Here is a 22,587-nt window from a genome sequence, read left to right as displayed (position 1 = left end):
ATAAGCGTTAGTAGCTATCACTTAAATAGCAATCACCCCGTATTCCGCAACCCCGCCGCAATCCCGTTGATCGAAATGTGAATCCCGGTCTGCACCCGCTCGTCGCCCTGCCCGGCGCGCCAGCGGCGGATCAGCTCGACTTGCAGGTGGTGGAGCGGGTCGATGTAGGGGAAGCGGTGGCGGATGGAGCGTGCCAGCGCGGTGTTGTGCGCCAGGCGCTGCTTGTCGCCGGTGATGCGGGTCAGCACGTCGGCCGTGCGGTGCCACTCGGCCTCGATGGCGCCGAACACTTTTTTGCGCAGGCGGGCGTCCTGCACGAGCTCGCTGTAGCGCGACGCCAGCGCCAGGTCGCTCTTGGCGAGCACCATGTCCATGTTGGACAGCAAGGTGCTGAAGAACGGCCATTCGCGCACCATCTTGCGCAGCAGCGCGAGCTGGGCTTTGGGGTCTTTGCCGGGGGCACTCAGGAACGCTTCTACGGCCGAGCCAAAACCGTACCAGCCCGGCAGGGTGAGGCGGCACTGGCCCCAGCTGAAACCCCAGGGAATGGCGCGCAAGTCTTCAATCTTCTGGCTGGGCTTGCGCGACGCCGGGCGCGAGCCGATGTTGAGTTCGGCGATCTCGCGGATCGGGGTGGAATTGAAGAAATAGTCGGTGAAGCCGGGGGTCTCGTACACCAGGGCGCGGTAGGCCGCCATGCTGGCCAGCGACAACTGCGCGGCGGCGTCCAGAAACGCCGGCGTCGCCGGTTTGGTGGGCTGCAATAGCGTGGCCTCCAGGGTGGCGGCCACCAGGGTTTCCAGGTTGCGCCGGCCGATTTCGGGGTTGGCGTACTTCGAGGCGATCACCTCGCCCTGCTCGGTCAGCCGAATCTGGCCGCGCACGGTGCCGGGTGGCTGCGCCAGGATGGCCTGGTAGCTCGGCCCACCGCCGCGCCCCACGGTGCCGCCCCGGCCGTGGAACATGCGCAGGCGGATGGGGGTGGTGGCCGCCAGCTCGTCGAAAAATTCCACCAGCGCGATCTCGGCGCGGTACAGCTCCCAGTTGCTGGTGAAGATGCCGCCGTCCTTGTTGCTGTCCGAGTAGCCCAGCATGATGTCCTGCTGGCCGCCCGAGCGCTGCACCAGCGCGGCGATGCCGGGGGTCTGGTAGAAGCCGCGCATGATGCTGGCGGCGCTCTGCAGGTCTTCAATCGTCTCGAACAGCGGCACGACGATGAGGTCGGCGCGGGCTTCGGGTGTGCCCAGACTGCCCTGCATCAGCCCGACTTCCTTTTGTAGCAGCAGCACTTCGAGCAGGTCGCTCACCGTTTCGGTGTGGCTGATGATGTAGTGAATGATGGCGTCGTGGCCAAAGCGCTGGCGCATGGCGAGCGCGGTTTCAAACACCGCAATCTCGCCCAGGGTATGCGCGCTGTACTGCGCGCCCATGACGCGCAGCGGCCGGGCGTCCTGCAGCAGTTGCAGCAGCAAGGCGCAGCGAGCGGGTTCATCCAGCAGGGTGTAGTCGGGCGCCACGCGCGCTGTGGCCAGCAGTTCGGTCAGCACGCGTTCGTGCTGGTCGGAGCTTTGCCGCAGGTCCACCGTGGCCAGGTGAAAACCAAACACTTCCACCGCGCGGATCAGCGGGTGCAGGCGCTGCGCGCCCAGGGCTTCGCCGTGGTGCGTAGCGAGCGACTGGGCAATGGTGCGCAGCTCGGCCAGAAACTCCTGTGCGTGCGGGTAGGCGTTTTGCGGCGCCACGGCATGGCGGGCCGCCTGGCCGCCGGTCAGCTCGGCCAGCGAGGCCGCGAGGCGCGCGTAAATGCCGGTGAGCGCGCGGCGGTAGGGCTCGTCCTGGCGGTGCTCGCTGGTGTCGGGCGAGCTTTCTGCCAGGCGCTGCATGTCGCTGGACACTTCCACCAGCCGCGCAGAAAGTGAAAGCTCAGCGCCCAGCAAGTGCACTTCGGTCAGGTAGTGGCGCAGCGCCACTTCGCTTTGCCGGCGCAGCGCTTGCACCAGGGTGTCGGCGCCGACGTTGGGGTTGCCGTCGCGGTCGCCGCCAATCCATTGGCCCATGCGCAGAAAGCTGGCCACGCTGCCCTGGCCAAGCGATTGTTCAATTTCCGCATAGATTTTTGGAATCTCCCGCAAAAACGTGGCTTCGTAGTAGCTCAGCGCGTTTTCAATCTCGTCGGCCACGGTCAGCTTGGTGTAGCGCAGCAGCCGTGTCTGCCACAGCTGCGTGACGTGGGCGCGCAGTTGCGCCTCGTTGCTCGCCAGTTCGCGGGGTGTGAGGGCGTCGCGGGCGCTGTTGTAGAGCTGGGCGCGCTCGGCCAGGTCGCCGCGCGCGGCCAGCAGCTTGGCAATGGCGCGCTCGGCGTCCAGAATGCTTTTGCGCTGCACCTCGGTGGGGTGGGCGGTGAGCACGGGCGAGACGTAGCTGCCGGCCAGGGTTTGCGCCACGGTGCCGGGCGCAATGCCGGCCCAGCGCAGGCGCGCCAGGGCGACGTCGATGCTGCCCTCCTGCGTATCGCCCGCGCGCTCGCGGATGGTGCGGCGGCGAATGTGGTGGCGGTCTTCGGCCAGGTTGGCCAGGTGCGAAAAATAGGTGAAGGCGCGGATCACGCTCACCGTCTGATCGGCCGAGAGGCTTTTGAGCAGCTTCTTCAAGGCGCGATTGGCCTCGTGGTCGGCGTCGCGTCGGAAAGCGACCGAGAGCTGGCGCACCTGTTCGATCAGATCAAAGGCGGCAGCGCCCTCCTGCTCACGGATCACGTCGCCCAGAATCCGGCCGAGCAGGCGGATGTCGTCGATGAGGGGTTGGTCTTTGTCGTTCTTGCGCGTGCTTGCCATGCCTTGTCTCCGAAAGGGTGTGCGCCGCGCGGCGAACGCTGCTGCGGCGCAGCATGCTAGCATCCCCGGCTCGAGTTTCTCCTGTGCCCGCGCCGTGAATTCCAAACCCCTGAACATCGTCATCGCCACACGCGAAAGCCGTTTGGCCCTGTGGCAGGCCGAGCATGTACAAGCCCTGCTGGCAGCGCGCGGCCACCAGGTCAGCCTGCTGGGCATGACGACACTGGGCGACCAGATTCTGGACCGCACGCTCTCCAAAGTGGGCGGCAAGGGGCTGTTTGTCAAAGAACTGGAAACCGCGCTGGAAGACGGCCGCGCCGACATTGCCGTGCACTCGCTCAAGGACGTTCCCATGGAACTGCCCGAAGGCATGCTGCTGGCCTGCGTGATGGAGCGCGAGGACGCGCGCGACGCCTTTGTCTCGCCGCGCCATGCCCGCCTGCAAGATTTGCCCCAGGGCGCCGTGGTGGGCACGTCCAGCCTGCGCCGCACCGTGCTGCTGCAGGCGCTGCGCCCCGACCTGCGCATTGAGCCGCTGCGCGGCAACCTCGACACCCGGCTGCGCAAGCTCGACGAAGGCCAGTACGAAGCCATCGTGCTGGCCGCTGCGGGACTCAAGCGTCTGGGGCTGCAAGAGCGCATCCGCTGCGAGTTTGACGAAGCCCAGATGCTGCCCGCCGCCGGTCAGGGCGCGCTGGGCATTGAGGTGCGCGCCGGCCGCAGCGATCTGATCGAAGCCCTGGCGCCATTGGTGCACCAGCCCACCTGGCTGCGCGTGGCGGCCGAGCGCGCCGTCAGCCGCGCCATGGGCGGCAGTTGCTCGATGCCGCTGGCGGCGCACGCGGTGCTGAAAGGCGAGCATCTGCACATCGCCGCCGCCTGGGGCGACCCCGAGGCGCGCACGCCGCTGGTGCGCGCCAGCCAGAGCGGCCTTGCAACCACACTGGAACAGGCCGAAGCGCTGGGCCAGGCCGTGGCCACTCAGCTGCGCGAACGCGGCGCGCACTGACAGGGCGGCGCAGCATGTCGGCCGCCCCGCCCCGCGCCCTCATCACGCGCCCCGAACCCGAGGCCTCGCAGTGGGTGCAGGCGCTGCAGGCGCGCGGCATTGCCGCCTCCGCCCTGCCGCTCATCTGCATTGCCGACACGCCCGACCCGCAAGCGCTCGCACAGGCCCGGAAGGGTTTGAGCGACTACGACGCGCTGATGGTGGTGAGCGGCAGTGCCGCGCGCCATTTTTTTGAATCAAATGAGGCTCTAGCGCTTATCCAGCAAGCGCTACCAGCTATCAAAACAAGAGTATGGGCACCCGGCCCAGGCACCGCTGCCATGCTGCAGGCGCTGGGCGTTCCCGTGCGCCGCATTGACCAGCCCGCCGCCGACGCCGGCCAGTTCGACTCCGAATCGCTGTGGCGCAGCGTGGGCGCCAGCGTGCGGACGGGCACCCGCGTGCTGATCGTGCGCGGTGGCGAAGCCGGCAGCGGGCAAACGGGCAGCGGCCGCGACTGGCTGAGCAGCCAGATTCGCGCCGCAGGCGGGTCGGTGGATTTCGTCGTCGCCTACACCCGCGCCGCGCCGCCCTGGAGCGCAGCGCAGCGGGCGCTGGCGCAGGCCGCCGCCACCGACGGCACGCTGTGGGTGCTGAGCAGCGCGCAGGCGCTGGGCCACCTGTGCGCCGCGCTGCCAGACCAGTCCTGGGCCGGCGCACGCGCTCTGGCCACGCACCCGCGAATTGCACAAGCGGCGTTGGCTGCAGGCTTCGGGCAGGTTTCAGAGTGCCGGCCCGCTCTGGCGGACGTGGCAGCGTCTATAGAATCTGCGCCATGAGCACTTCTGTGGATTCCACTGGCGCAGCCACCAGCACTGCCGCTGCCCCGGCGAGCAGCACCCGCCTGCTTGGCTGGGCCCTGGCGCTGGTGGCCGTGCTGGCCGTCATCGGGCTCACGGGCAGCATGCTGCTGTGGCAAAAGCTCGGCAACATCCAGCAAGCGCTGGCGCAGCAAAGCCAGGATGCCGGACGCCAGGCCATTGAAGCGCGGGCCCTGGCACGCCAGGCGAGCGAACTGGCACAAGAATCGGCCGCGCGTCTGGCGGTGCAGGAGACGCGCCTGAGCGAAGTCGCCCTGCAGCGCAGCCAGCTCGAAGAATTGATGCAAAGCCTCTCGCGTTCGCGCGATGAGAACCTGGTGGTGGACATCGAGGCCAACGTGCGCCTGGCGCAGCAACAGGCCCAGCTCACCGGCAGCATGCAGCCGCTGGTGGCCTCCATCAAGAGCGCGCAGCAGCGCATCGAACGCGCCGCCCAGCCGCGCCTGGCTCCGGTGCAGCGCGCCCTGGCGCTGGACCTCGAACGCCTGTCCAGCGCCAGCGTCACGGACACCGCCGGCCTGCTGGCGCGGCTCGACGAACTGCTGCGCCAGGTGGACGAACTGCCGCTCAAGAACGCCGTTGCCCAGGCGGCCGCCACGCGGCGTCTGGCGGCCAGTGCGCGGCCCACAGCAGCCTCTGGGGCCGCAGCGGGCGAAACAGCCGATCTGCCGGCCTGGATGGCGCCGCTGCAGCGCGGCTGGGACGCGGTGAAGGACGAAATGCGCGGCCTGGTGCGCGTGCGCCGCATCGACCAGCCCGAGGCCATCCTGATTTCCCCGGACCAGGCCTTCTTCCTGCGCGAAAACCTGAAGCTCATGCTGCTCAACGCGCGCCTGGGCATTCTGGCGCGCCAGCTCGATGCCGCGCGCTCCGATCTGCTCACCGCCAGCGCGGCCCTCAACAAATACTTTGACCCGGCTGCGCGGCGCACGCAAACCGCCGCCACGGCGATGCAGCAGATCCAGGCGCACCTCAATACCGTTGAGACCCCGCGCCTTGACGAAACCCTTTCCGCGCTCGCCACAGCGGCGGCGGGCAGATGATGAATCACCTCCCTGTGCGGCTGCGCCGCTTCCCCCCGCACTCGCAGCGCCAGGCGCTGCGGGCAGGGGGACGCCACCGGTGTTGCAGGGCGGTCCTTGCACGGTGGCCGCTGGTCTGGGCCGCGTGGTTCCATGCCTTGCAGGTGGCGCACAGCGCCATCGATCACTGAGATGCGCGCAACGCTCTGGCTCCTGGCGCTGTTTGCCGTGGCAGTGGCGTCGGCCCTGTTTGCCGGCAACAACCAGGGCACGGTCACCGTCTTCTGGCCGCCCTGGCGGCTCGACCTGTCACTGAACTTTGTGCTGCTGGCGCTGGCGCTGGCGTTCACCACGCTCTACGCCGCCTTGCGGGCCCTGGCCGCACTCGTCGCCCTGCCCCGCCAGGCGCAGCGCTGGCGCCTGCAGCAAAAGGAGCGCGCCATGCACGGCGCCCTGCTGGACGCGCTGACCCAGCTCATGAGCGGGCGCTTTCTGCGTTCGCGCAAGGCAGCGCAGGCCGCCCTGGAGCAGGAAGCCAGCCTGCGCGGCGGCGGCACCTATCTGCCCCAGGGCGAGGCGCTGCGCGTGATGTCGCATCTGGTGGCGGCCGACGCTTCCCACGCCCTGCAAGACCGCAGTGCCCGCGAGCAGCACCTGCAAGACGCCTTGACCCCCCCGGAGAAAAGCGAAGCTTCGCTGCAACAGGATCTGCATGAAGGCGTACAACTGCGCGCCGCGCGCTGGGCCCTGGACGACCGCGAACCTCTGGCTGCACTTGAAGGGCTCGCTACGCTGTCGCAGGGCGCGGCGCGGCGCACGCTGGCGCTGCGTATCAAGCTCAAGGCCACGCGGCTGGCGCAGCAAACGCAGGAAGCACTGGAAACCGCACGCCTGCTGGGCAAGCACCGGGCGTTTTCTCCGGCGGCGGCGCAAAGCATCGTGCGCGGCCTGGCCAGCGAACTGATCCGCAATGCCCACGACCCCGAGCAGCTCAGCGCCACCTGGCTGGCGCTTGACCCGATCGAGCGCGACATGCCCGAACTGGCGATTCACGCTGCGCAGCGCCTGGCCGAGCTCGGTGGCGAGCCAGCGCAGGTGCGCCGCTGGCTGGAACCGGTATGGCAGCAATTGGTGGACCGCCCCGGCGAACTTGACGAACTGGACGCACGCCGCCTGGTGCGTGCGCTGGAAACCGCGCTCGACAGCCTGGACGCCCAGTGGCTGGCGCGCATTGAAGCGGCGCAGCAAGCCAATCCGCGCGACGCGCGCCTGCAATACCTGGCCGGCGTGGCCTGCATGCAGCGCCAGCTCTGGGGCAAAGCCCAGCAATTGCTGACCCAGGCAACGCCCAGGCTGCAAGACACCGGCCTGCGCGCCAACGCCTGGTGCCACCTGGCGCAGCTGGCCGAGCAACGCGGCGACCTCGAAGCTGCTCTGGCGGCCTGGAAAAGCGCGGCGCAGTCCAAGAGCTGAGGCTCGGCATCCAGGAGCCCGTGCAGCGCCCGCAGGTGACGGCGCGGCCAACGGCTTCTAAACTGCGCTCTTTTGCCTGGAGTTACCCCATGCGCCTTGCCTATGCCGCTGCCTTGCTCGTGACCGCTGGGCCCGCCCTCGCCGCCCAGTACGAGATCGACCCCCACCACACCTATGTGGCCTTCGAGATCGGCCACTTCGGCACTTCGACCAACCGCGCCCAGTTTGAGAAAACCAGTGGCAGCATCGACTTCGACCGCGCAGCGAAAAAAGGCAAAGTCGACGTGCGCGTGGACACCACCTCCGTGCACAGCGGGTCGGCAGAGTTCGACACACATCTGCAAGGCACCGACCTGTTCAACACGGCCAGATACCCGGAAATGCGCTTTGTCTCCGACCGCTTCGAGTTCAATGGTGACCGGGTGGCCAAGGTGCACGGCCAGCTCACGCTGCTGGGCAAGACGGGGCCGCTGGTGCTCAGCGCCACGCAGTTCAACTGCTACCAAAGCCCGATCCTCAAGTCCGAGGTCTGCGGCGGCGATTTCGAAGGAAGCATCGACCGAACGCAGTGGGGCATGGACTACCTCGTCACCATGGGCATGCCCAAGCAGGTGCGCCTGGTGGTGCAGATCGAAGCGGCGAAACGATAGGCCTGCGGGCCAGGCGATATGCTCTTGAAATGAGAGCTGCAAGCGCTTGCTGCATCAGCGCTAGAAGCTATTTTCTTTCTGTTTTTTGATACTGCGCTGGCGACTGCCCGGTCCAGCGGCGAAAGGCCCGTGAAAACGCGTTCTCGTCGCAAAAACCCAGGGCCTCGCTGGCCGCAGCAATCTTCTGGCCGTCCCTGAGGGCCTGCAGCGCCATGTCGTGCAGCAGGGCCTCGCGCAGACCCTTGAAGGAAATGCCCTCCAAAGCCAGCTTGCGGTTGAGGTGGCGCCCGCTCATCCCCAGTTGCTCGGCAATGCGCTCCTTGCCCCAGCGGGGGTGTGCGCGTACCCATTGCTGGACCCGCGCCGAAGTTCCGTCCTGCGCAAGCGACGCGAGCACACCGTCGGCCAGGCTGCGCAGGTGTTGTTGCAGGCTGCTTCCCGCCTGCACCAAGGTGTGGTTCAGTTCGCAGGCGTCCATGCAAACGGCGTTCACCGGCTGGCCAAAACGCACCGGGCAGCCCAGCAACGCCTCGTAGGCCGCAGCGTCGGTGCGCGCAGCGTGGGCCAGCAGCACCTCGCGCGCCCGAAAGCGGCCACTCGTCATCCAGCGCGCCAGGCTCACCACGCAGCCGAGCGTCGCCTCCACCCGCTGCTGCTGGTACAGCACATAGCCTGGCACATAACGCAATTGCACTGGGTCTGCCAGCACAGCCACCTCGAAATGGGCGTTGTCGCCAATGATGGGCGCGTATTCGGTCAGCACCTCCAGGCCGTCGCCCAGGGTGTCGCAGCTGAGCAGCAGCATGCCCACGATGTCCAGGTGCCCGGCCTGCAGATCCGTGCCCAGGCGCAGCGCGGCCAGCGGATCGTCCGGACAGGCCTCGACGAACAGCGCCCAAAGCGCCTCCTGGCGCGCCATGTCCACCCGCCCCTCCTGCGTCCTACCCAGCCGCAAAGCCTCGGGCACTTGCCCGCCCTGGCGTGCAATGGCATCGACCAGGGCCTGGGCGAAGCGCGCCGTGACGCTGAAGCTCTCGCGCTGCATGGTGTTCGTTTGCCTTCCGGTCATGAATTGACGCCCCAGTGTCCCGGATGACCCGAGACGCCGTCCAGTGATTCCCCTACAGTGGCCCGAAAAATCCAGGAGATGGGCGGACGCATTCTGCCCATTGCCCGAGAACAACCAGGAGACAAACCATGGCGCCCATTGACCAGGTGCAACTGCATTTCAACCCGCAGACGCTGCAGATTCTCAACGCCGTGCTGGGGCTGGTGATGTTCGGCGTGGCGCTGGACCTGCGGGTGGAGGATTTTCGCGTCGCGCTCAGAACGCCCAAGGCGCTGGCCCTGGGGCTGCTGGGCCACCATGTGCTGTTTCCGGCCATGACCTATGTGCTGGTCTGGATTCTTCAGCCCCAGCCCAGCATTGCGCTGGGCATGATTCTGGTGTCGTCCTGCCCGGCGGGGCATATCTCCAATTTCCTCGTGCATTTCTCGCGCGGCAATACGGCGCTGTCGGTGAGCGTGAGCGCACTGTCCACACTGGCAGCGCTGGTGATGACGCCGCTCAACTTCGCCTTCTGGGGCAACCTGAGCCCGGTTACCAGTGGCCTGATGAAACAGGTGGCCATGAGCCCCTGGGAGATGCTCCAGGTCGTCGTGCTGCTGCTGGGGGTGCCGCTGGTGCTGGGCATGGGCGTGGCGCACCGCTACCCCGGCTTTGCTGCACGCATCCGCAAGCCCATGAAGTGGCTGTCCCTCCTGGTGCTGGTGGGCTTCATCGGCGGCGCGCTGGCGGCCAACTTCCAGCATTTTCTGGCCTACATCCAGTTTGTCGTCTTGGTGGTGTTCATCCACAACCTGCTGGCGCTGGCCACCGGCTATGGCCTGTCGGCCGCGCTGGGGCTGCCTGAGCGCGACCGACGCGCCATCACCTTCGAGATGGGCATCCAGAACTCGGGCCTGGGGCTGATCCTGATTTTCAACTTCTTCGACGGTCTGGGCGGCATGGCCATCGTCACGGCATGGTGGGGCATCTGGCACATCGTGGCGGGCATGACGCTGGCCCTGTACTGGAAGCGCCGCGACCCTGGCGGCGCCCCGGTAGTCCAGGCCGCTGGGGCCGCGCCATGACGGCCCACCGCGTGCTGGTAACAGGGGCCAGCGGCTACCTGGGCCGCCAAGTCATCGCTCGCTTGGCCGATCCGGACCAGCCCGACCGCCCGGCACACATCGTGGCGCACGACATCCGCTCGCCCGCCGAACGCCTGCCCGGCGTGGTCTACGAGGAGGCCGACATCCGCGACCCACGCATCGCAGACGCCCTGGCAGAACACGCCATCGACACCGTGGTGCACCTGGCCTCCATCGTGACGCCCGGCAAGGGAAGCCGCCGTGATTTCGAATACGACGTGGACGTGAACGGCACCCGCAACCTGCTGCAGGCCTGTGTGCAGCGGGGCGTTCGACGCATCGTGGTGTCCTCCAGCGGCGCCGCCTACGGCTACCACGCCGACAACCCGGCCTGGCTGACCGAGGACATGCCCGTGCGCGGCAACGAGGTGTTTGCCTATGCCCACCACAAAAGGCTGGTGGAAGAAATGCTGGCCGAGTACCGCCTGAGCCACCCGGCGCTGGAGCAGGTGGTGCTGCGCATCGGCACCATCCTGGGCACTGCGGTGCACAACCAGATTACCGACCTGTTTGAAAAACCGCGCCTGCTCGCCATTCGGGGCAGCGACAGTCCCTTCGTCTTCATCTGGGACCAGGACGTGGTGGGCATCATCCTGCGCGCCGTCTTCGGCGGCCCGCCGGGCATCTACAACGTGGCAGGCGATGGCGCCCTCAGCATCCACGAGATTGCAGCGCGCCTGGGCAAGCCCACGCTCGCTTTGCCGGCCTGGCTGCTGCAGGCGGCATTGGCCGTGCTCAAACCGCTGGGGCTGACCCAGTACGGCCCTGAGCAGCTGGACTTTCTGCGCTACCGCCCGGTGCTGCTGAACACCCAACTCAAAACCGCGTTTGGCTACACGCCCACCTACACCTCGGCCGAGGTGTTCGAGTTGTATCGACAGGCGCGCATGCATGCCAGAGAGGAAGGTGTCTGAGCGTGCGCAGTTTTGCAGGGCGCTCCGTCGTCATCACCGGCGCCGCCGGTGGCCTGGGGCAGGCGCTGGTGGCGGTTTTCCTGCAGGCCGGCGCGCGCGTGCTGGCGCTCGACTGCAACACGCAGGCACTGATTGCCTTGCGGGAGGCAATGCCTCCCCACGGCACGGACAAGGCCCCCACGCTGGCGACCCTGGTGTGCGACATCACCCAACCCCAGGACTGCGAAGCGACCATCGCCCAAGCCGTGGCCCTATGGGGCGGGGTGGATGTACTGGTCAACAACGCCGGCATCTCCCACCGCAGCCTGTTCGAAGACACCGACCCGGCCGTCCTGCGCAAGGTGATGGAGGTGAACTTTTTTGGCGCCGTGCACATGACGCACGCGGCCCTGCCCCAGTTGCTGGCCCGGCGCGGCGTGGTGGCCGCCCTCTCCAGCGTGGCGGGCTACGCCCCTTTGCTGGGCCGTACCGGCTATTGCGCCAGCAAGCATGCGCTGCATGGCTTCTTTGACACCCTGCGCACCGAGGTGCAGGAGCGCGGCGTGCAGGTCACGCTCATCTGCCCGTCCTTTATTGCCACCGGCATCGGCGCGGCGGCGCTGGGCGCCTCGGGCGCAGCGGCCACGACACCGCGCATCACCACCGGCGGTGAATCTTCACCACACGACATTGCCCTGCGCATTCTGGCCGCGCTGGCGCAGGGCAAAGGGCAGCTGTTGCCCGACCGCACCTCGCGCCTGGCCTGGTGGGTCAGCCGACTGGCACCCAACTGGTACGCCCACACCATGCAACGCCGCGTGCGCGCGGAATTTGAACCATGAACACCCTAGGAGAGGACACCATGCACGCTCGCATCCAACACCACGCAGCAAAAATGGCTGCGGCCGGCATGGCCTGTGCCGCACTGCTGGCCATGCCGGCCAGCGCCGTGCCCATCACCGTACAGGACGCCACTGGCAAACCCTTGCCCACGGTGATGGTCAGCCGCCAACCCGTCCAGGCGGCGGCTGTGGACACCTCGGACAACGGCTACCCGGCCAGCGGAAAGCCGCAGCAAGCCTACGTGGAGTTGGCCCGTTTTACCGACGCCCAGGGGCAGGCCGACATTCCAGCGGCCGAGCATCCTTGGAAAATTCGTTTGCGCAAACCCGGTTACCAGGACCAGAGCCTGCTGGCGGCTGATTTGGGCAGCAAACCCATCGTCATGGCAGCCGAAAGCGATCCCGCCGCCCTGGCCGAGCAGCAACCGGCCAACGCCTGGTCGTCCACCATCGATTTTGCGAATGCCGCCTTGAAAAAAGAGTTCATGCTGCAGTGCAACTTCTGCCACCAGCAAGGCGGTGCGATGCTGCGCCGGGAACGCTCTGCCGACGACTGGGACAGCGCCATCAAACGCATGGTGCGCTACGGCGCCCGGCTCTCGACCGAGGGCCAAAAGACGATTCCCGCCCTGCTGGAGGCGCACTGGAAAAAAATCCACGCCAACCCCGCTCTGGTGCCCGCCGGCACACCCTGGAACCCCGCACTGGCGCAAGCGACGATCCGCGAGCTGCCCATTGGCGACAGCATGTCGCAAATGCACGACTTGCTGCTGCACACCAACGGCATGGTGTACGTGGGAGACAACCTGCAGGACCGGGTCTACGAAGTGGACCCTGCGACAGGCAAATACACCGTCTACAAAATTCCGCCCCGGCCGGGCGACCAGCTTGGCGGACTGCTGGCGGGACGGCTGCGCGACTTCCCCAAGCACGAAACCTACCAGGGCATCCATTCGCTGGCCGAGTCACCCAAAGACGGGCACATCTTCATCACGCCCTCGTACCAGCGGCGTCTGATCGAGTTCGACCCCCAAACCAAGGCTTTTCGCTACCACGAGATGGACAGCGGCTTTTACCCGCACACCCTGCGTTTCGACGCCAAGGACCGCGTGTGGTTCACGCTGGCCCTGAGCAACCAGGTCGGCATGTACGACCGTGCAGCAAACAAGTTCACTCTCTACGATCTGCCGTTTCGCAGCCTGATGGAACGCATCACGGTCAAGCTGACACCGTTCATCTTCAAGCTGCTCGGCTGGGGGATCCCGGTCGCCAACTACGTCAAGGTGGATCACGTTTCCACCGGCGTGCCCTTACCCTACGGCATTGATATCACCCCCGACGGCAAGGCCTGGATTGCACGCCTGCATACCGACGAGATTGCGTCGGTGGACCCCGACAGCGGCAAAGTGACCATGATCAAAACGCCATTCAGCGCGCCCCGGCGCCTGCGCAGCGACCGCGACGGCAATTTGTGGATCGTGGCCTTCAACGCGTCGCAAATTGCACGCTATACCCCGAGCACCGGCGAATTCCTGCGCCTGGATCTGCCCGTCGTGCCCAAGGGCAGCGACACGCCGTATTCGCTCAACGTGGACCGCTCGCGCCACCAGGTGTGGGTCAACGGCACCAATTCCGATTCGGTCTATCGCTACGACATTGCCACGCAGGCCTGGAGCATGTTCCCGATGCAGCGCCGGGTGGCCTTCACCCGGGACGTGGAGATTTCGCCCAAAGGGCAGGTGTACGTGACGAGCGCCTCCTTCCCCAGCTGGCACATCGAGGACGCGCAGCCCACCCTCATCGAGATCACCCCGCGTTGAGCGGCCACCCACCCGGCATGCTGCGCTTTTATCTCTCCTGCCTGCTGGCGTTCACCGGCGGGCACATGGTCAACTACACCGTCATCCTGTACCTGCAGGAGAAGGTGGGTTCGGACTGGTTGTCCGGCGTGGGGTTTGGCCTGTCGTTCGGCAGCTCGCTCGTGTTTGGCTGGTTTGCCGGAGTGCTGTGTGACCGCATTGCGCCGGCACGGGTGATCCACGGTGCCCAGGCCCTGTTTGTGCTGTGCCTGGCCGGCCTGTGGTGGACCGACGCAGCAAGCACCGGCCAGAGCCGGGTGATCTGGACCCTGTTTTCGGCGTTTCTGGGCGGCCTGGCCTGGTCGTTTGTCGGCCCGGCCCGGCTCACCACCCTGGGGCAGATTGCCCCTGCGGACAAGCTCAAGCCCGCGACCATCGTCTTCAACCTGCAGGTGCTGCTGGGGTTTGGCCTGGCGCCCGTGGTCATTGGCGTGGTGCGCAGCCACGCTGGCTGGCCCGCTGTGTTCGCCACCGGCATGGCCTTGTTTGTCGCCTCGTCCCTGCTGCTGCTGGGCACACGCACGCACGGCAGCGACCGCCCCAGCCTGGGCGTGGTGCGCGAGCTGCGCGAGGGATTTTCCGCCGTGGGTGCCAACCCCTTGCTGGCGCAGCTCATCGTGGCCGCCATCGTGGCCTACGCCATGACCGGCCCCATGCAGATCCTGTTACCGAAGCTGGCGCGCGAAGTGCTGGGCCTGTCCGAACTGCAGCGTGGCGGCTACCTGGGTCTGATGGCGCTGGCGCTGATTTCCGGGGGCGTCGCCGCCTTGCTTCTCGGCAAGCACCTGCACCACGGCGCTGCCATCTTCGTGGGCACCGTTACGGCCAGCCTGCTGTTTGCGTCGCTCAGCCACTGGAACGCCGCCGCCGCATCAACCACCGCACTGGGCGGCATGGGCTTGCTGGGCGGCATGGTCATCAGCTTCGTCATCGCGGGCATCCAGGGCCAGGCACCCGACGCGCTGCGCGGGCGCATCATGGGCATTTATTCCATCATTTCGCAGGTGGTGCCAGCCGCCTCGGGCGTGGCAGCCGGTGCGCTGGTGCGCAGCACCGGAGTCACCAGCGCCATCGCCATGGCGGGCTTAGGCTTGGCTGGCATCGCATTGCTGTCGGCGCTGGCAATGCCCCAGCTGCGCCGCATGCGGACTTGATGCTGTTGCGTTCGCATAAAATTGCCCGCACCTCCCCCACACTGCCACGCCCTGTGGCCCAGCGGCATCCCGAGGGATGCCGTTGTGTTTTTCTGAAGACCGCCCCAGCCATGACCGACCCCGCCAGCCAACCCGGCCTGCAATCCTTGTCCAAATCCTTCGAGCCCGCCGCGCTGGAAGCGCACTGGGGCCCCGAATGGGAAAAGCGCGGCTACGGCATGGCCGGCGTGCGGGGCACTGGTGTACCTCAGGCGGATGCGCCCTCGTTCGCCATCCAGCTGCCGCCGCCCAACGTCACGGGCACGCTGCACATGGGGCACGCGTTCAACCAGACCATCATGGACAGCCTGACCCGCTACCACCGCATGCGGGGCTTCAACACGGTGTGGGTGCCGGGCACCGACCACGCCGGCATTGCGACGCAGATTGTGGTCGAGCGCCAGTTGCAGGAACAAGGCATCAGCCGCCACGACATGGGCCCGACGCCGGATGTGGCGCGCAAGAACTTCGTCGCCAAGGTGTGGGAGTGGAAGGAGCACAGCGGCAACACCATCACCACGCAGATGCGCCGCATGGGCGACAGCGTGGACTGGAGCCGCGAGTACTTCACCATGGACGACAAGCTCTCCGTGGTGGTCACCGACACCTTCGTGCGCCTGTACGAGCAAGGCCTGATCTACCGCGGCAAGCGCCTGGTGAACTGGGATCCGAAGCTCCAGTCCGCCGTGTCGGACCTGGAAGTCGAGAGTGAAGAGAAAGACGGCTCGCTCTGGCACATCGCGTACCCGCTCTCCGACGGCTCGGGCCAATTGGTGGTGGCTACGACCCGGCCCGAGACCATGCTGGGCGACGTGGCTGTCATGGTGCATCCGGAGGACGAGCGCTACCGGCACCTGATCGGCAAAACGGTGACACTGCCGCTGGTGGACCGCGAGATTCCCGTCATTGCAGACGACTATGTCGACAAAGAATTCGGCACCGGCGTGGTCAAAGTGACGCCTGCGCACGACCAGAACGACTACGCCGTGGGCCAGCGCCACAAGCTGCCCCTCGTGACGATCTTGGAGCTTGATGCAACGATCTCCAAGGCTCCCCTTCTGTCAATGCCAGTAGGCACCAAGTTCTACATGCCTGACGGCAGCCTGTGGAGCCAAGGTGGCGACGACCAATACAAATCGCACGATGAGCATGGCTCTTTGTACAACTGGATTGGAGAAAATCGTCCTGATCTGATGCCTGAAAAATACCGCGGCATGGACCGCTTTGTCGCCCGCAAAGCCGTAGTGGCCGACCTCGAAGCCATTGGCGCGCTGGTCGAGGTGAAGAAGCACAAGCTCATGGTGCCCATCTGCACCCGCACCGGCCAGGTGGTGGAACCGATGCTGACCGACCAGTGGTTTGTCGCCATGAGCAAGGTCGGCGAGAACGACGCCACCGGCAAGAGCATTGCGCAAAAGGCCATCGACGCCGTGGCCAGCGGCGAAGTGACGTTTGTGCCCGAGAACTGGGTCAACACCTACAACCAGTGGATGCACAACATCCAGGACTGGTGCATCAGCCGCCAGCTGTGGTGGGGCCACCAGATTCCGGCCTGGTACGACGAGGACGGCAAGGTCATCGTGGCGCGCAACGAGGCCGAAGCGCAGGCGAAGGCGCCCGGCAAGAAACTCCGCCGCGACGAAGACGTGCTCGACACCTGGTACTCGTCGGCCCTCGTGCCCTTCTCCACCATGGGCTGGCCAGACGCGGTGCCCGAGCCCAGCCAAACCAAGGACTACGACCTGTACCTGCCCAGCAGCGTGCTCGTCACCGGCTACGACATCATCTTCTTCTGGGTGGCCAGGATGATCATGATGACCACGCACTTCACCGGCCGCGTGCCGTTCAAGCATGTGTACATCCACGGCCTGGTACGCGATTCGCATGGCAAGAAGATGAGCAAGAGCGAGGGCAATGTGCTCGACCCGGTGGACCTGATCGACGGCATTGCGCTCGAACCCCTGCTGGGCAAGCGCACCACCGGTCTGCGCAAACCCGAGACCGCACCCACCGTGCGCAAGAACACGCAAAAGGAGTTCCCCGAGGGCATTCCCGCCTATGGCGCTGATGCGCTGCGCTTCACCTTTGCCGCGCTGGCCAGCCTGGGCCGCTCCATCAACTTCGACAGCAAGCGCTGCGAGGGCTACCGCAACTTCTGCAACAAGCTGTGGAACGCCAGCCGCTTCGTGCTGATGAACTGCGAAGGCCAGGACTGCGCGGTGAATGCAGCGCCCGCAGAGTTGCAACTGAGCGCTTGCGACCGCTGGATTGTCTCGGCGCTGCAAAAGGCCGAGGGCGACGTCGCCAAGGGCTTTGCAGAATACCGCCTGGACAACGTTGCCAACACGATTTACGACTTCGTCTGGAACGAGTTCTGCGACTGGTATCTGGAAATCGCCAAGGTGCAGATCCAGACCGGCGACACCGATCAGCAGCGCGCCACGCGGCGCACGCTGATTCGGGTGCTCGAAGCCATTCTGCGGCTGGCGCATCCCGTCATTCCCTTCATCACCGAAGCGCTGTGGCAGAAGGTGGCGCCGGTCGCCGGCCTGGCCGGTGAATCGGTCAGCATCGCCCGCTACCCCGAGAGCCAGAGCGAAAAAATCGACCCCGAGGCCGACGCCCATGTCTCGCGCCTCAAGGCGCTGGTGGACGCCTGCCGCACGCTGCGCGGCGAAATGAACGTCTCGCCCGCCACGCGCCTGCCGCTCTTCGCGCTAGGCGACTCCGAGTTCCTGCGCACATCCGCCCCGGTGCTGCAAGCGCTGGCCAAACTCTCCGAAGTGCGCGTGTTTGACCAGGAGGCGGCCTGGCAAGCCGCCGCCCAGGCGGCCCCGGTGGCGGTGGTGGGCAGCGCGCGCCTGTGCCTGCACATGGAAATTGATGTCGAAGCGGAGCGCGCGCGTCTGACAAAAGAAGCCGCCCGCATTGAAGGCGAACTGGGCAAGGCCCGTGCCAAACTGGCCAACGAAGCCTTCGTCGCCAAGGCGCCCGCTGCGGTGCTCGACCAGGAGAGGCGACGCTTGACCGACTTCACCAGCACGCTCGATCGTCTGCAGGAGCAGTTGCAGCGACTCGGCTAGGCCAAGCACCCCATTGAAGAACCAGCAAAGGATTGTCATGACCCCCTCAGCACACGCCACCGTTCGCAAAGCCGTTTTCCCCGTGGCTGGCCTGGGCACGCGCTTTCTGCCGGCCACCAAGGCCAGCCCGAAGGAAATGCTGCCGGTGGTCGACAAGCCGCTGATCCAGTACGCCGTGGAAGAAGCCTACGCCGCCGGCATCCGCCACATGGTCTTCGTGACCGGCCGCAGCAAGCGCGCCATTGAAGACCATTTCGACACCGCCTACGAGCTGGAAAGCGAACTCGAGTCAGCCGGCAAAACCGATCTTCTGGAACTTGTTCGGTCGGTACAGCCCCATGACATGGACTGTGCTTTTGTGCGCCAGCCGCGCTCGCTCGGCCTGGGGCATGCCGTGCTCTGCGCCGAGCCGCTGATCGGCAACGAACCCTTTGCCGTGTTGCTGGCCGACGATCTGATGCGCGGCCCGGTGGGCGGCATGCCCGTGCTGGCGCAAATGGTGCAGGCCTTTCGCCAGCAGGGCCGCTCGGTGATTGCGGTACAGGAAGTGCCCGAAGAACAGGTCAACCGCTACGGCATCGTGGCCGGCGAGCCGGCCGGCGGTCCGCTGATCCGTATTGACCGCATTGTCGAAAAACCGGCCCCCAAAGACGCGCCATCCCGCATGGGAATTGCCGGCCGCTACATCCTCACGCCCGCCGTCTTCGAGCAGATTCGCTCCCAGCCGACCGGCGCGGGCGGCGAGATCCAGCTCACCGACGCCATCGGGCGCTTGATGGAGCACGAGGCGGTGTACGCCTTCCTGTACGAAGGCAAGCGCTACGACTGCGGTAGCAAGGAAGGTTTCCTACAGGCTACGGTAGAACTGGCGCTGGAGCACCCGGAAGTGGGGGCTTCGTTTCGGGACTACTTGAGAGCGCTGAGCCTCTGAGCCTCCATTGCCCACTTCAGAAGGGGCCGAGGCATGGGCCTTGCCCTGCCGCCTCAGCGCCGCCGCAACAGGTGGATGTATTCGTCGCCCACTGTCTCCTGCCCCACCAGCTCGTTGCTGGTCTGCTTGGCAAAGGCCTGAAAGTCGCGCACCGAGCCGCTGTCGGTGGCCACCACCTTGAGCACCTGGCCGCTGTCCATGTCGGCCAAGGCCTTTTTGGCCTTGAGGATGGGCAGCGGGCAGTTGAGCCCGCGGGTGTCGATTTCTTTGTCGATGTTCATGGCCTTGCGTCCTTTGGCGGCAGATCGAGCCCACGGCGTCGCTCTGCATTTTCTTCGTCAGTGAAAAATACCGGTTCGTGTCCCCGCGTGCGCAGCCAGTCGGCCAGCGCGTAGCCCGTACCCGCCGGCCAGCATTTGAGATCTTTCAAATCGTACAGCCGGTAGTCCACCAGTTCGGGCGACAACCGCACCTGCCCCGTGGCCACCACATGGTAGGCAATGATGATCTGGTTCATGCGCAGAAATTCGTAGGCACCAATCAGCGTGCTCGCACGAACGTCAAGGTTGGTTTCCTCCTTGAGCTCGCGCGCAATGCCGGCCTGGGGTGACTCGCCCGCTTCCATGAAGCCGGTGATCAGTGCAAACATCTTGCCAGGCCATGCCGCATTGCGCGCCAGCAGCACCTTGCCGTCGATCTCCACCACGGCAGCAAGGACTGGCGTGGGGTTGTTCCAGTGCGTCCAGCCGCAGGCCGGGCAACGCAGTCGCGCCACGTCGCCGCTGTCCTCGGCCTGAACGATCATTGCCAGCGGCGTGGCGCAGTGGCTGCAAAAACGCGTTTCGTACTGCATCACTTCCTTTTTGATAGCTGCTTGCGCTTACTGGGTAAGCGCTAGAGGCCTATTCATCCAAAATTTCAGGCGGGAAAAACACCCGTGGAGAGGTAACGATCACCGCGATCGCAGACCACAAAGGCGATCGTCGCATCGTGCTCGCGCTGCGCAATCTGCTGCGCCACCCAGCAAGCACCCGCCGCCGAAATGCCGGCAAAAATGCCCTCTTCGCGCGCCATGCGCCGGCACATGTCTTCGGCGTCGTCCTGGCTGACCAGTACCAGCTCGTCGATCGCCCTGGCGTCATAAATGGCGGGCATGTAGGCCTCGGGCCATTTGCGGATGCCGGGAATGCGCGAACCCTCTTGCGGCTGTGCGCCGATCACCAGAATCTTCGGGTTCTTTTCCTTGAGAAAACGCGAAACGCCAGTGATGGTGCCGGTGGTCCCCATGGCGCTAACGAAGTGGGTAATGCGCCCCTCGGTCTGCTCCCACAGCTCGGGGCCAGTGGTCTCATAGTGGACACGGGGGTTGTCGGCGTTGCCAAACTGGTCCAGCACGCGCCCCTTGCCCTGCTTTTGCATGCTGACCGCCAAGTCGCGCGCGTATTCCATGCCCCCGCTCTTGGGCGTGAGAATCAGCTCGGCGCCGAACGCCTTCATGACCTGGGCGCGCTCGGCCGAACCATCTTCGGGCATGACCAGCACCATGCGGTAACCACGAATGGCCGCCGCCATCGCCAGCGCAATGCCGGTATTTCCTGAAGTGGCCTCAATCAAGGTGTCGCCGGGCCGGATCTCGCCCCGCTCCTCGGCGCGCCGGATCATGGACAGCGCGGGACGGTCTTTCACCGAACCCGCCGGGTTATTGCCTTCGAGCTTGGCCAAAACCACATTGCCGCGCTCGGCGTTGTCCTTGGCAGCAATGCGTTGCAGGGCCACCAGCGGCGTGCGCCCAACAGTGTCCTCGATCGTGGGGTAATTCATGCACGCTACTGTGCCATAATTTGCGGCTGCACCTGTTGCCCGGGTGGTGAAATTGGTAGACGCAGGGGACTCAAAATCCCCCTCCGAAAGGAGTGCCGGTTCGATTCCGGCCCCGGGCACCATCGGCAACTTCAAACCCGCATGTCACTGCGACATGGCGGGTTTTTTGTCGCCAGCGCAGACTGCCAGCTCAGCGCCAAGTCGGACTCAACCGTCCTGGCGTTTGATCAGCGCCCGACCCTTGGATGTGATGGCGAACTCGTTGCGGGCGTCGTGCTCCACGTAGCCGTATTCGAGCAACCGCCCTGAGAGGTGCTGGTGCAGGGCCTCGGGCAAGGTCAGTACGTCGCCCATTTCCAGTCGCTTGAGGGCTTCGAGTTCGTCCACGGTAGGGGCGTCGTGTACAGGGGTGGGTGAATGGTTCATGGTGCTTCTCCTTCCAGACGCTGAGTTCAAAAACGCGGCAGGTCGCGCAGGCCGGGGACATTGGACTCCTCCGGAAATCCAATGCTCTCTTCCCAGCCACCGTGCAAGCTGTCTTGCACCTGCAGGTGCGCCGGTCTACTGTGCACCAGTTTGCCGCTGGCGTCCTCCCGCACCGCCACAATGGCGTCGCCTTCAAGCAGGCGATCAATCACTTCGATGAGCGGGACCGGCGCCGGTGCCATTTCCCAGCCATGCGCTTCGGGTGCCAGCAGGCCCATCAAAACTTCCTGGATGCGCGGAGCCCCTGAGGCCTCAAACCGCACCGCCGTAATTCCGTACATTCGCGTCCTTTTTCTAAGCTGGCTGTCGATGGGATAGGAAACGAAGTACCCGCGTTCCCCACGCATCGGTCCACCCCAGCGTAAGCGGGCGCTTGGCGCGGCGCTGTAGGAAGACTTGCCGTTTGGTGCGCTGCCAGGGCGATTCAAGACGCTGCCTGGGCCTGCAGCCAGGGAAGAAATGTGTCCAGCACCGGGGCGCGGTCCTGCAAGGGGCTGAGAAGGTAGTAGCCGCGTTCGCCGCGCAGCGGCTGCTGGCATGCGATCACCAGTTCGCCACGCGCCAGCTCGGCCTCAATCAGCAAGGGCGGCATCAGCGCCACGCCCAGGCCATGCGCAGCTGCCACAGCAAGCATGGAAAACAGCTCGTAGCGCGGCCCTTCAAGCGATCGCGACGCGCTCGTTCCCTGGGCCTCAAACCACTGGCGCCAGCCGTAGGGGCGCGTGCTTTGCTGCAGCAGCGGCAGCTCGGCCAGCACCTGTGGCGAGACACCGACGTGCGCCCGCCCCCGCCCGCGTTGCGTAGCTGCTTCGAGCAGATGCGGGCTGCACACCGGCAACACGTCTTCGTGCAGCAGCAGATAGGCCTGCGTGCCGGGCCACTGCGCCACCTGTTCGGGCGTGCCGGCGTACAAGGCCGCGTCAAAACCGGTGTCGGCAAACAAAAAGGGACGCGTGCGCGTGTCGATGTGCACCACGATGTCGGGGTGCCGCGCGGCAAACTGCGGCAAGCGCGGAATCAGCCAGCGCGTGGCAAAGGTGGGCACCGCCGCCAAGGAGAGCGCGCCGCCGTGCCCCTGGTGCGCCATGGCGTCCAGCGTGTCGCGCTCCAGCGCCTGCAGGCGCGGACCGATCTGGCGGGCGTAGCTGCGGCCGGCGGGCGTCAAGGCGACACCGTGGCGGGTGCGCCGAAACAGCGCCACGCCCAGGAAACTCTCCAGCGAAAGAATCTGGCGCGACACCGCGCTTTGGGTGAGCGCCAACTCGTCGGCAGCGCGGGTGTAGCTTTCGTGGCGGGCAGCAGCGTCAAAACAGGCCAGGGCCTGGGTAGAGGGAAGGGTGCGGCGCATGGGCGAGGAGCGAGGGTTTGGCGCCCGTATTCTGGGGCAAACTGGCCTCTTGTATGACACAAGCGCATAACTGCGTTCCATATTCTCGCT

Annotated in this window: 20 protein-coding genes and 1 tRNA gene; 13 read left to right on the top strand and 8 right to left on the bottom strand. The window is 66.0% G+C overall.

All coding sequences use genetic code 11. The features are described from left to right. Nucleotides 1–32: 32 nt before the first annotated feature. Complete coding sequence (gene ppc, locus C6571_RS12835) at nt 33–2,834, bottom strand: phosphoenolpyruvate carboxylase (RefSeq protein ID WP_106447029.1); 2,802 nt, start codon at nt 2,832–2,834, stop codon at nt 33–35. 94 nt (nt 2,835–2,928) lie between these two features. On the opposite strand from ppc, the gene hemC reads away from it, so the two are divergent. The 5 genes from hemC (at nt 2,929) to C6571_RS12810 (ending at nt 7,848) form a co-directional block, all read left to right on the top strand. Next, nucleotides 2,929–3,843, top strand: a complete 915-nt coding sequence (gene hemC / locus C6571_RS12830) for a hydroxymethylbilane synthase (RefSeq protein WP_106447028.1) — start codon at nt 2,929–2,931, stop codon at nt 3,841–3,843. 14 nt (nt 3,844–3,857) lie between these two features. Continuing rightward, the gene (locus C6571_RS12825; RefSeq protein WP_106447027.1) at nt 3,858–4,661 is read left to right on the top strand and encodes a uroporphyrinogen-III synthase; all 804 of its coding nucleotides are present in this window, start codon (nt 3,858–3,860) and stop codon (nt 4,659–4,661) included. Then, nucleotides 4,658–5,746 carry a uroporphyrinogen-III C-methyltransferase gene (locus tag C6571_RS12820; RefSeq protein WP_106447026.1) on the top strand — a complete coding sequence of 363 codons (1,089 nt, stop codon included), beginning with the start codon at nt 4,658–4,660 and terminating at the stop codon, nt 5,744–5,746. The genes C6571_RS12825 and C6571_RS12820 overlap by 4 nt, the downstream gene beginning before the upstream one ends. A 171-nt stretch (nt 5,747–5,917) precedes the next feature. Next, entirely contained in the window at nt 5,918–7,198 is a 1,281-nt protein-coding gene (locus C6571_RS12815) for a heme biosynthesis HemY N-terminal domain-containing protein (RefSeq protein WP_106447025.1), read from the top strand. Between the two features lie 89 nt (nt 7,199–7,287). Then, nucleotides 7,288–7,848, top strand: coding sequence for a YceI family protein (locus C6571_RS12810; protein ID WP_106447024.1), 561 nt, complete (start codon nt 7,288–7,290; stop codon nt 7,846–7,848). Between the two features lie 67 nt (nt 7,849–7,915). Here C6571_RS12810 and C6571_RS12805 read toward each other — a convergent pair whose 3' ends face one another. Next, nucleotides 7,916–8,917: an AraC family transcriptional regulator gene (locus tag C6571_RS12805; RefSeq protein ID WP_106447023.1), complete on the bottom strand. Its 1,002-nt coding sequence runs from the start codon at nt 8,915–8,917 to the stop codon at nt 7,916–7,918. A 128-nt stretch (nt 8,918–9,045) separates the two neighbouring features. Here C6571_RS12805 and C6571_RS12800 point away from each other — a divergent pair, with 128 nt between their 5' ends. The 7 genes from C6571_RS12800 (at nt 9,046) to galU (ending at nt 18,842) form a co-directional block, all read left to right on the top strand. Further along, complete coding sequence (locus C6571_RS12800) at nt 9,046–9,981, top strand: bile acid:sodium symporter family protein (RefSeq protein WP_106447022.1); 936 nt, start codon at nt 9,046–9,048, stop codon at nt 9,979–9,981. Next, a complete protein-coding gene (locus tag C6571_RS12795; protein ID WP_106447021.1) occupies nt 9,978–10,955 on the top strand; it encodes an SDR family oxidoreductase in 978 nt (325 codons plus the stop codon). Before C6571_RS12800 ends, C6571_RS12795 begins: the two co-directional genes overlap by 4 nt. Before the next feature lie 2 nt (nt 10,956–10,957). Then, nucleotides 10,958–11,776: an SDR family oxidoreductase gene (locus C6571_RS12790; RefSeq protein ID WP_170094735.1), complete on the top strand. Its 819-nt coding sequence runs from the start codon at nt 10,958–10,960 to the stop codon at nt 11,774–11,776. A 20-nt stretch (nt 11,777–11,796) separates the two neighbouring features. After that, entirely contained in the window at nt 11,797–13,596 is a 1,800-nt protein-coding gene (locus tag C6571_RS12785; protein ID WP_211300636.1) for a Vgb family protein, read from the top strand. Continuing rightward, the gene (locus C6571_RS12780) at nt 13,593–14,789 is read left to right on the top strand and encodes an MFS transporter (RefSeq protein WP_106447018.1); all 1,197 of its coding nucleotides are present in this window, start codon (nt 13,593–13,595) and stop codon (nt 14,787–14,789) included. Before C6571_RS12785 ends, C6571_RS12780 begins: the two co-directional genes overlap by 4 nt. A gap of 110 nt (nt 14,790–14,899) precedes the next feature. Then, on the top strand, nt 14,900–17,911 hold the full coding sequence (locus C6571_RS12775; protein ID WP_211300635.1) for a valine--tRNA ligase: 3,012 nt from the start codon (nt 14,900–14,902) through the stop codon (nt 17,909–17,911). A 37-nt stretch (nt 17,912–17,948) separates the two neighbouring features. Next, nucleotides 17,949–18,842: a UTP--glucose-1-phosphate uridylyltransferase GalU gene (galU, locus tag C6571_RS12770; RefSeq protein ID WP_106447017.1), complete on the top strand. Its 894-nt coding sequence runs from the start codon at nt 17,949–17,951 to the stop codon at nt 18,840–18,842. A 53-nt stretch (nt 18,843–18,895) separates the two neighbouring features. Here galU and C6571_RS12765 read toward each other — a convergent pair whose 3' ends face one another. The 3 genes from C6571_RS12765 to cysM all read right to left on the bottom strand — a co-directional run bounded on the left by C6571_RS12765 (nt 18,896) and on the right by cysM (nt 20,663). Beyond that, nucleotides 18,896–19,123, bottom strand: a complete 228-nt coding sequence (locus C6571_RS12765; protein ID WP_106447016.1) for a sulfurtransferase TusA family protein — start codon at nt 19,121–19,123, stop codon at nt 18,896–18,898. After that, a complete protein-coding gene (locus C6571_RS12760) occupies nt 19,120–19,695 on the bottom strand; it encodes an NUDIX domain-containing protein (RefSeq protein ID WP_106447015.1) in 576 nt (191 codons plus the stop codon). Before C6571_RS12760 ends, C6571_RS12765 begins: the two co-directional genes overlap by 4 nt. A 65-nt stretch (nt 19,696–19,760) precedes the next feature. Beyond that, nucleotides 19,761–20,663 carry a cysteine synthase CysM gene (gene cysM, locus C6571_RS12755; protein WP_106447014.1) on the bottom strand — a complete coding sequence of 301 codons (903 nt, stop codon included), beginning with the start codon at nt 20,661–20,663 and terminating at the stop codon, nt 19,761–19,763. A 37-nt stretch (nt 20,664–20,700) separates the two neighbouring features. On the opposite strand from cysM, the gene C6571_RS12750 reads away from it, so the two are divergent. Beyond that, a tRNA-Leu gene (locus C6571_RS12750) sits at nt 20,701–20,785 on the top strand. 85 nt (nt 20,786–20,870) lie between these two features. On the opposite strand, the gene C6571_RS12745 is transcribed toward C6571_RS12750, so the two are convergent. The 3 genes from C6571_RS12745 to C6571_RS12735 form a co-directional block, all read right to left on the bottom strand. Continuing rightward, the gene (locus tag C6571_RS12745) at nt 20,871–21,089 is read right to left on the bottom strand and encodes a hypothetical protein (protein WP_106447013.1); all 219 of its coding nucleotides are present in this window, start codon (nt 21,087–21,089) and stop codon (nt 20,871–20,873) included. Between the two features lie 26 nt (nt 21,090–21,115). Continuing rightward, nucleotides 21,116–21,430: a hypothetical protein gene (locus tag C6571_RS12740; protein ID WP_146139333.1), complete on the bottom strand. Its 315-nt coding sequence runs from the start codon at nt 21,428–21,430 to the stop codon at nt 21,116–21,118. Nucleotides 21,431–21,573: 143 nt separating this feature from the next. Next, the gene (locus C6571_RS12735) at nt 21,574–22,497 is read right to left on the bottom strand and encodes a LysR substrate-binding domain-containing protein (protein WP_106447011.1); all 924 of its coding nucleotides are present in this window, start codon (nt 22,495–22,497) and stop codon (nt 21,574–21,576) included. Between the last annotated feature and the right edge of the window lie 90 nt (nt 22,498–22,587).

Source organism: Simplicispira suum (assembly GCF_003008595.1).
In the GTDB taxonomy this organism is placed as follows: Bacteria; Pseudomonadota; Gammaproteobacteria; order Burkholderiales; family Burkholderiaceae_C; genus Simplicispira; species Simplicispira suum.
The sequence above is the reverse complement of the archived record's forward strand: the minus strand, read 5'-3'. Positions and strand labels throughout refer to the sequence as shown.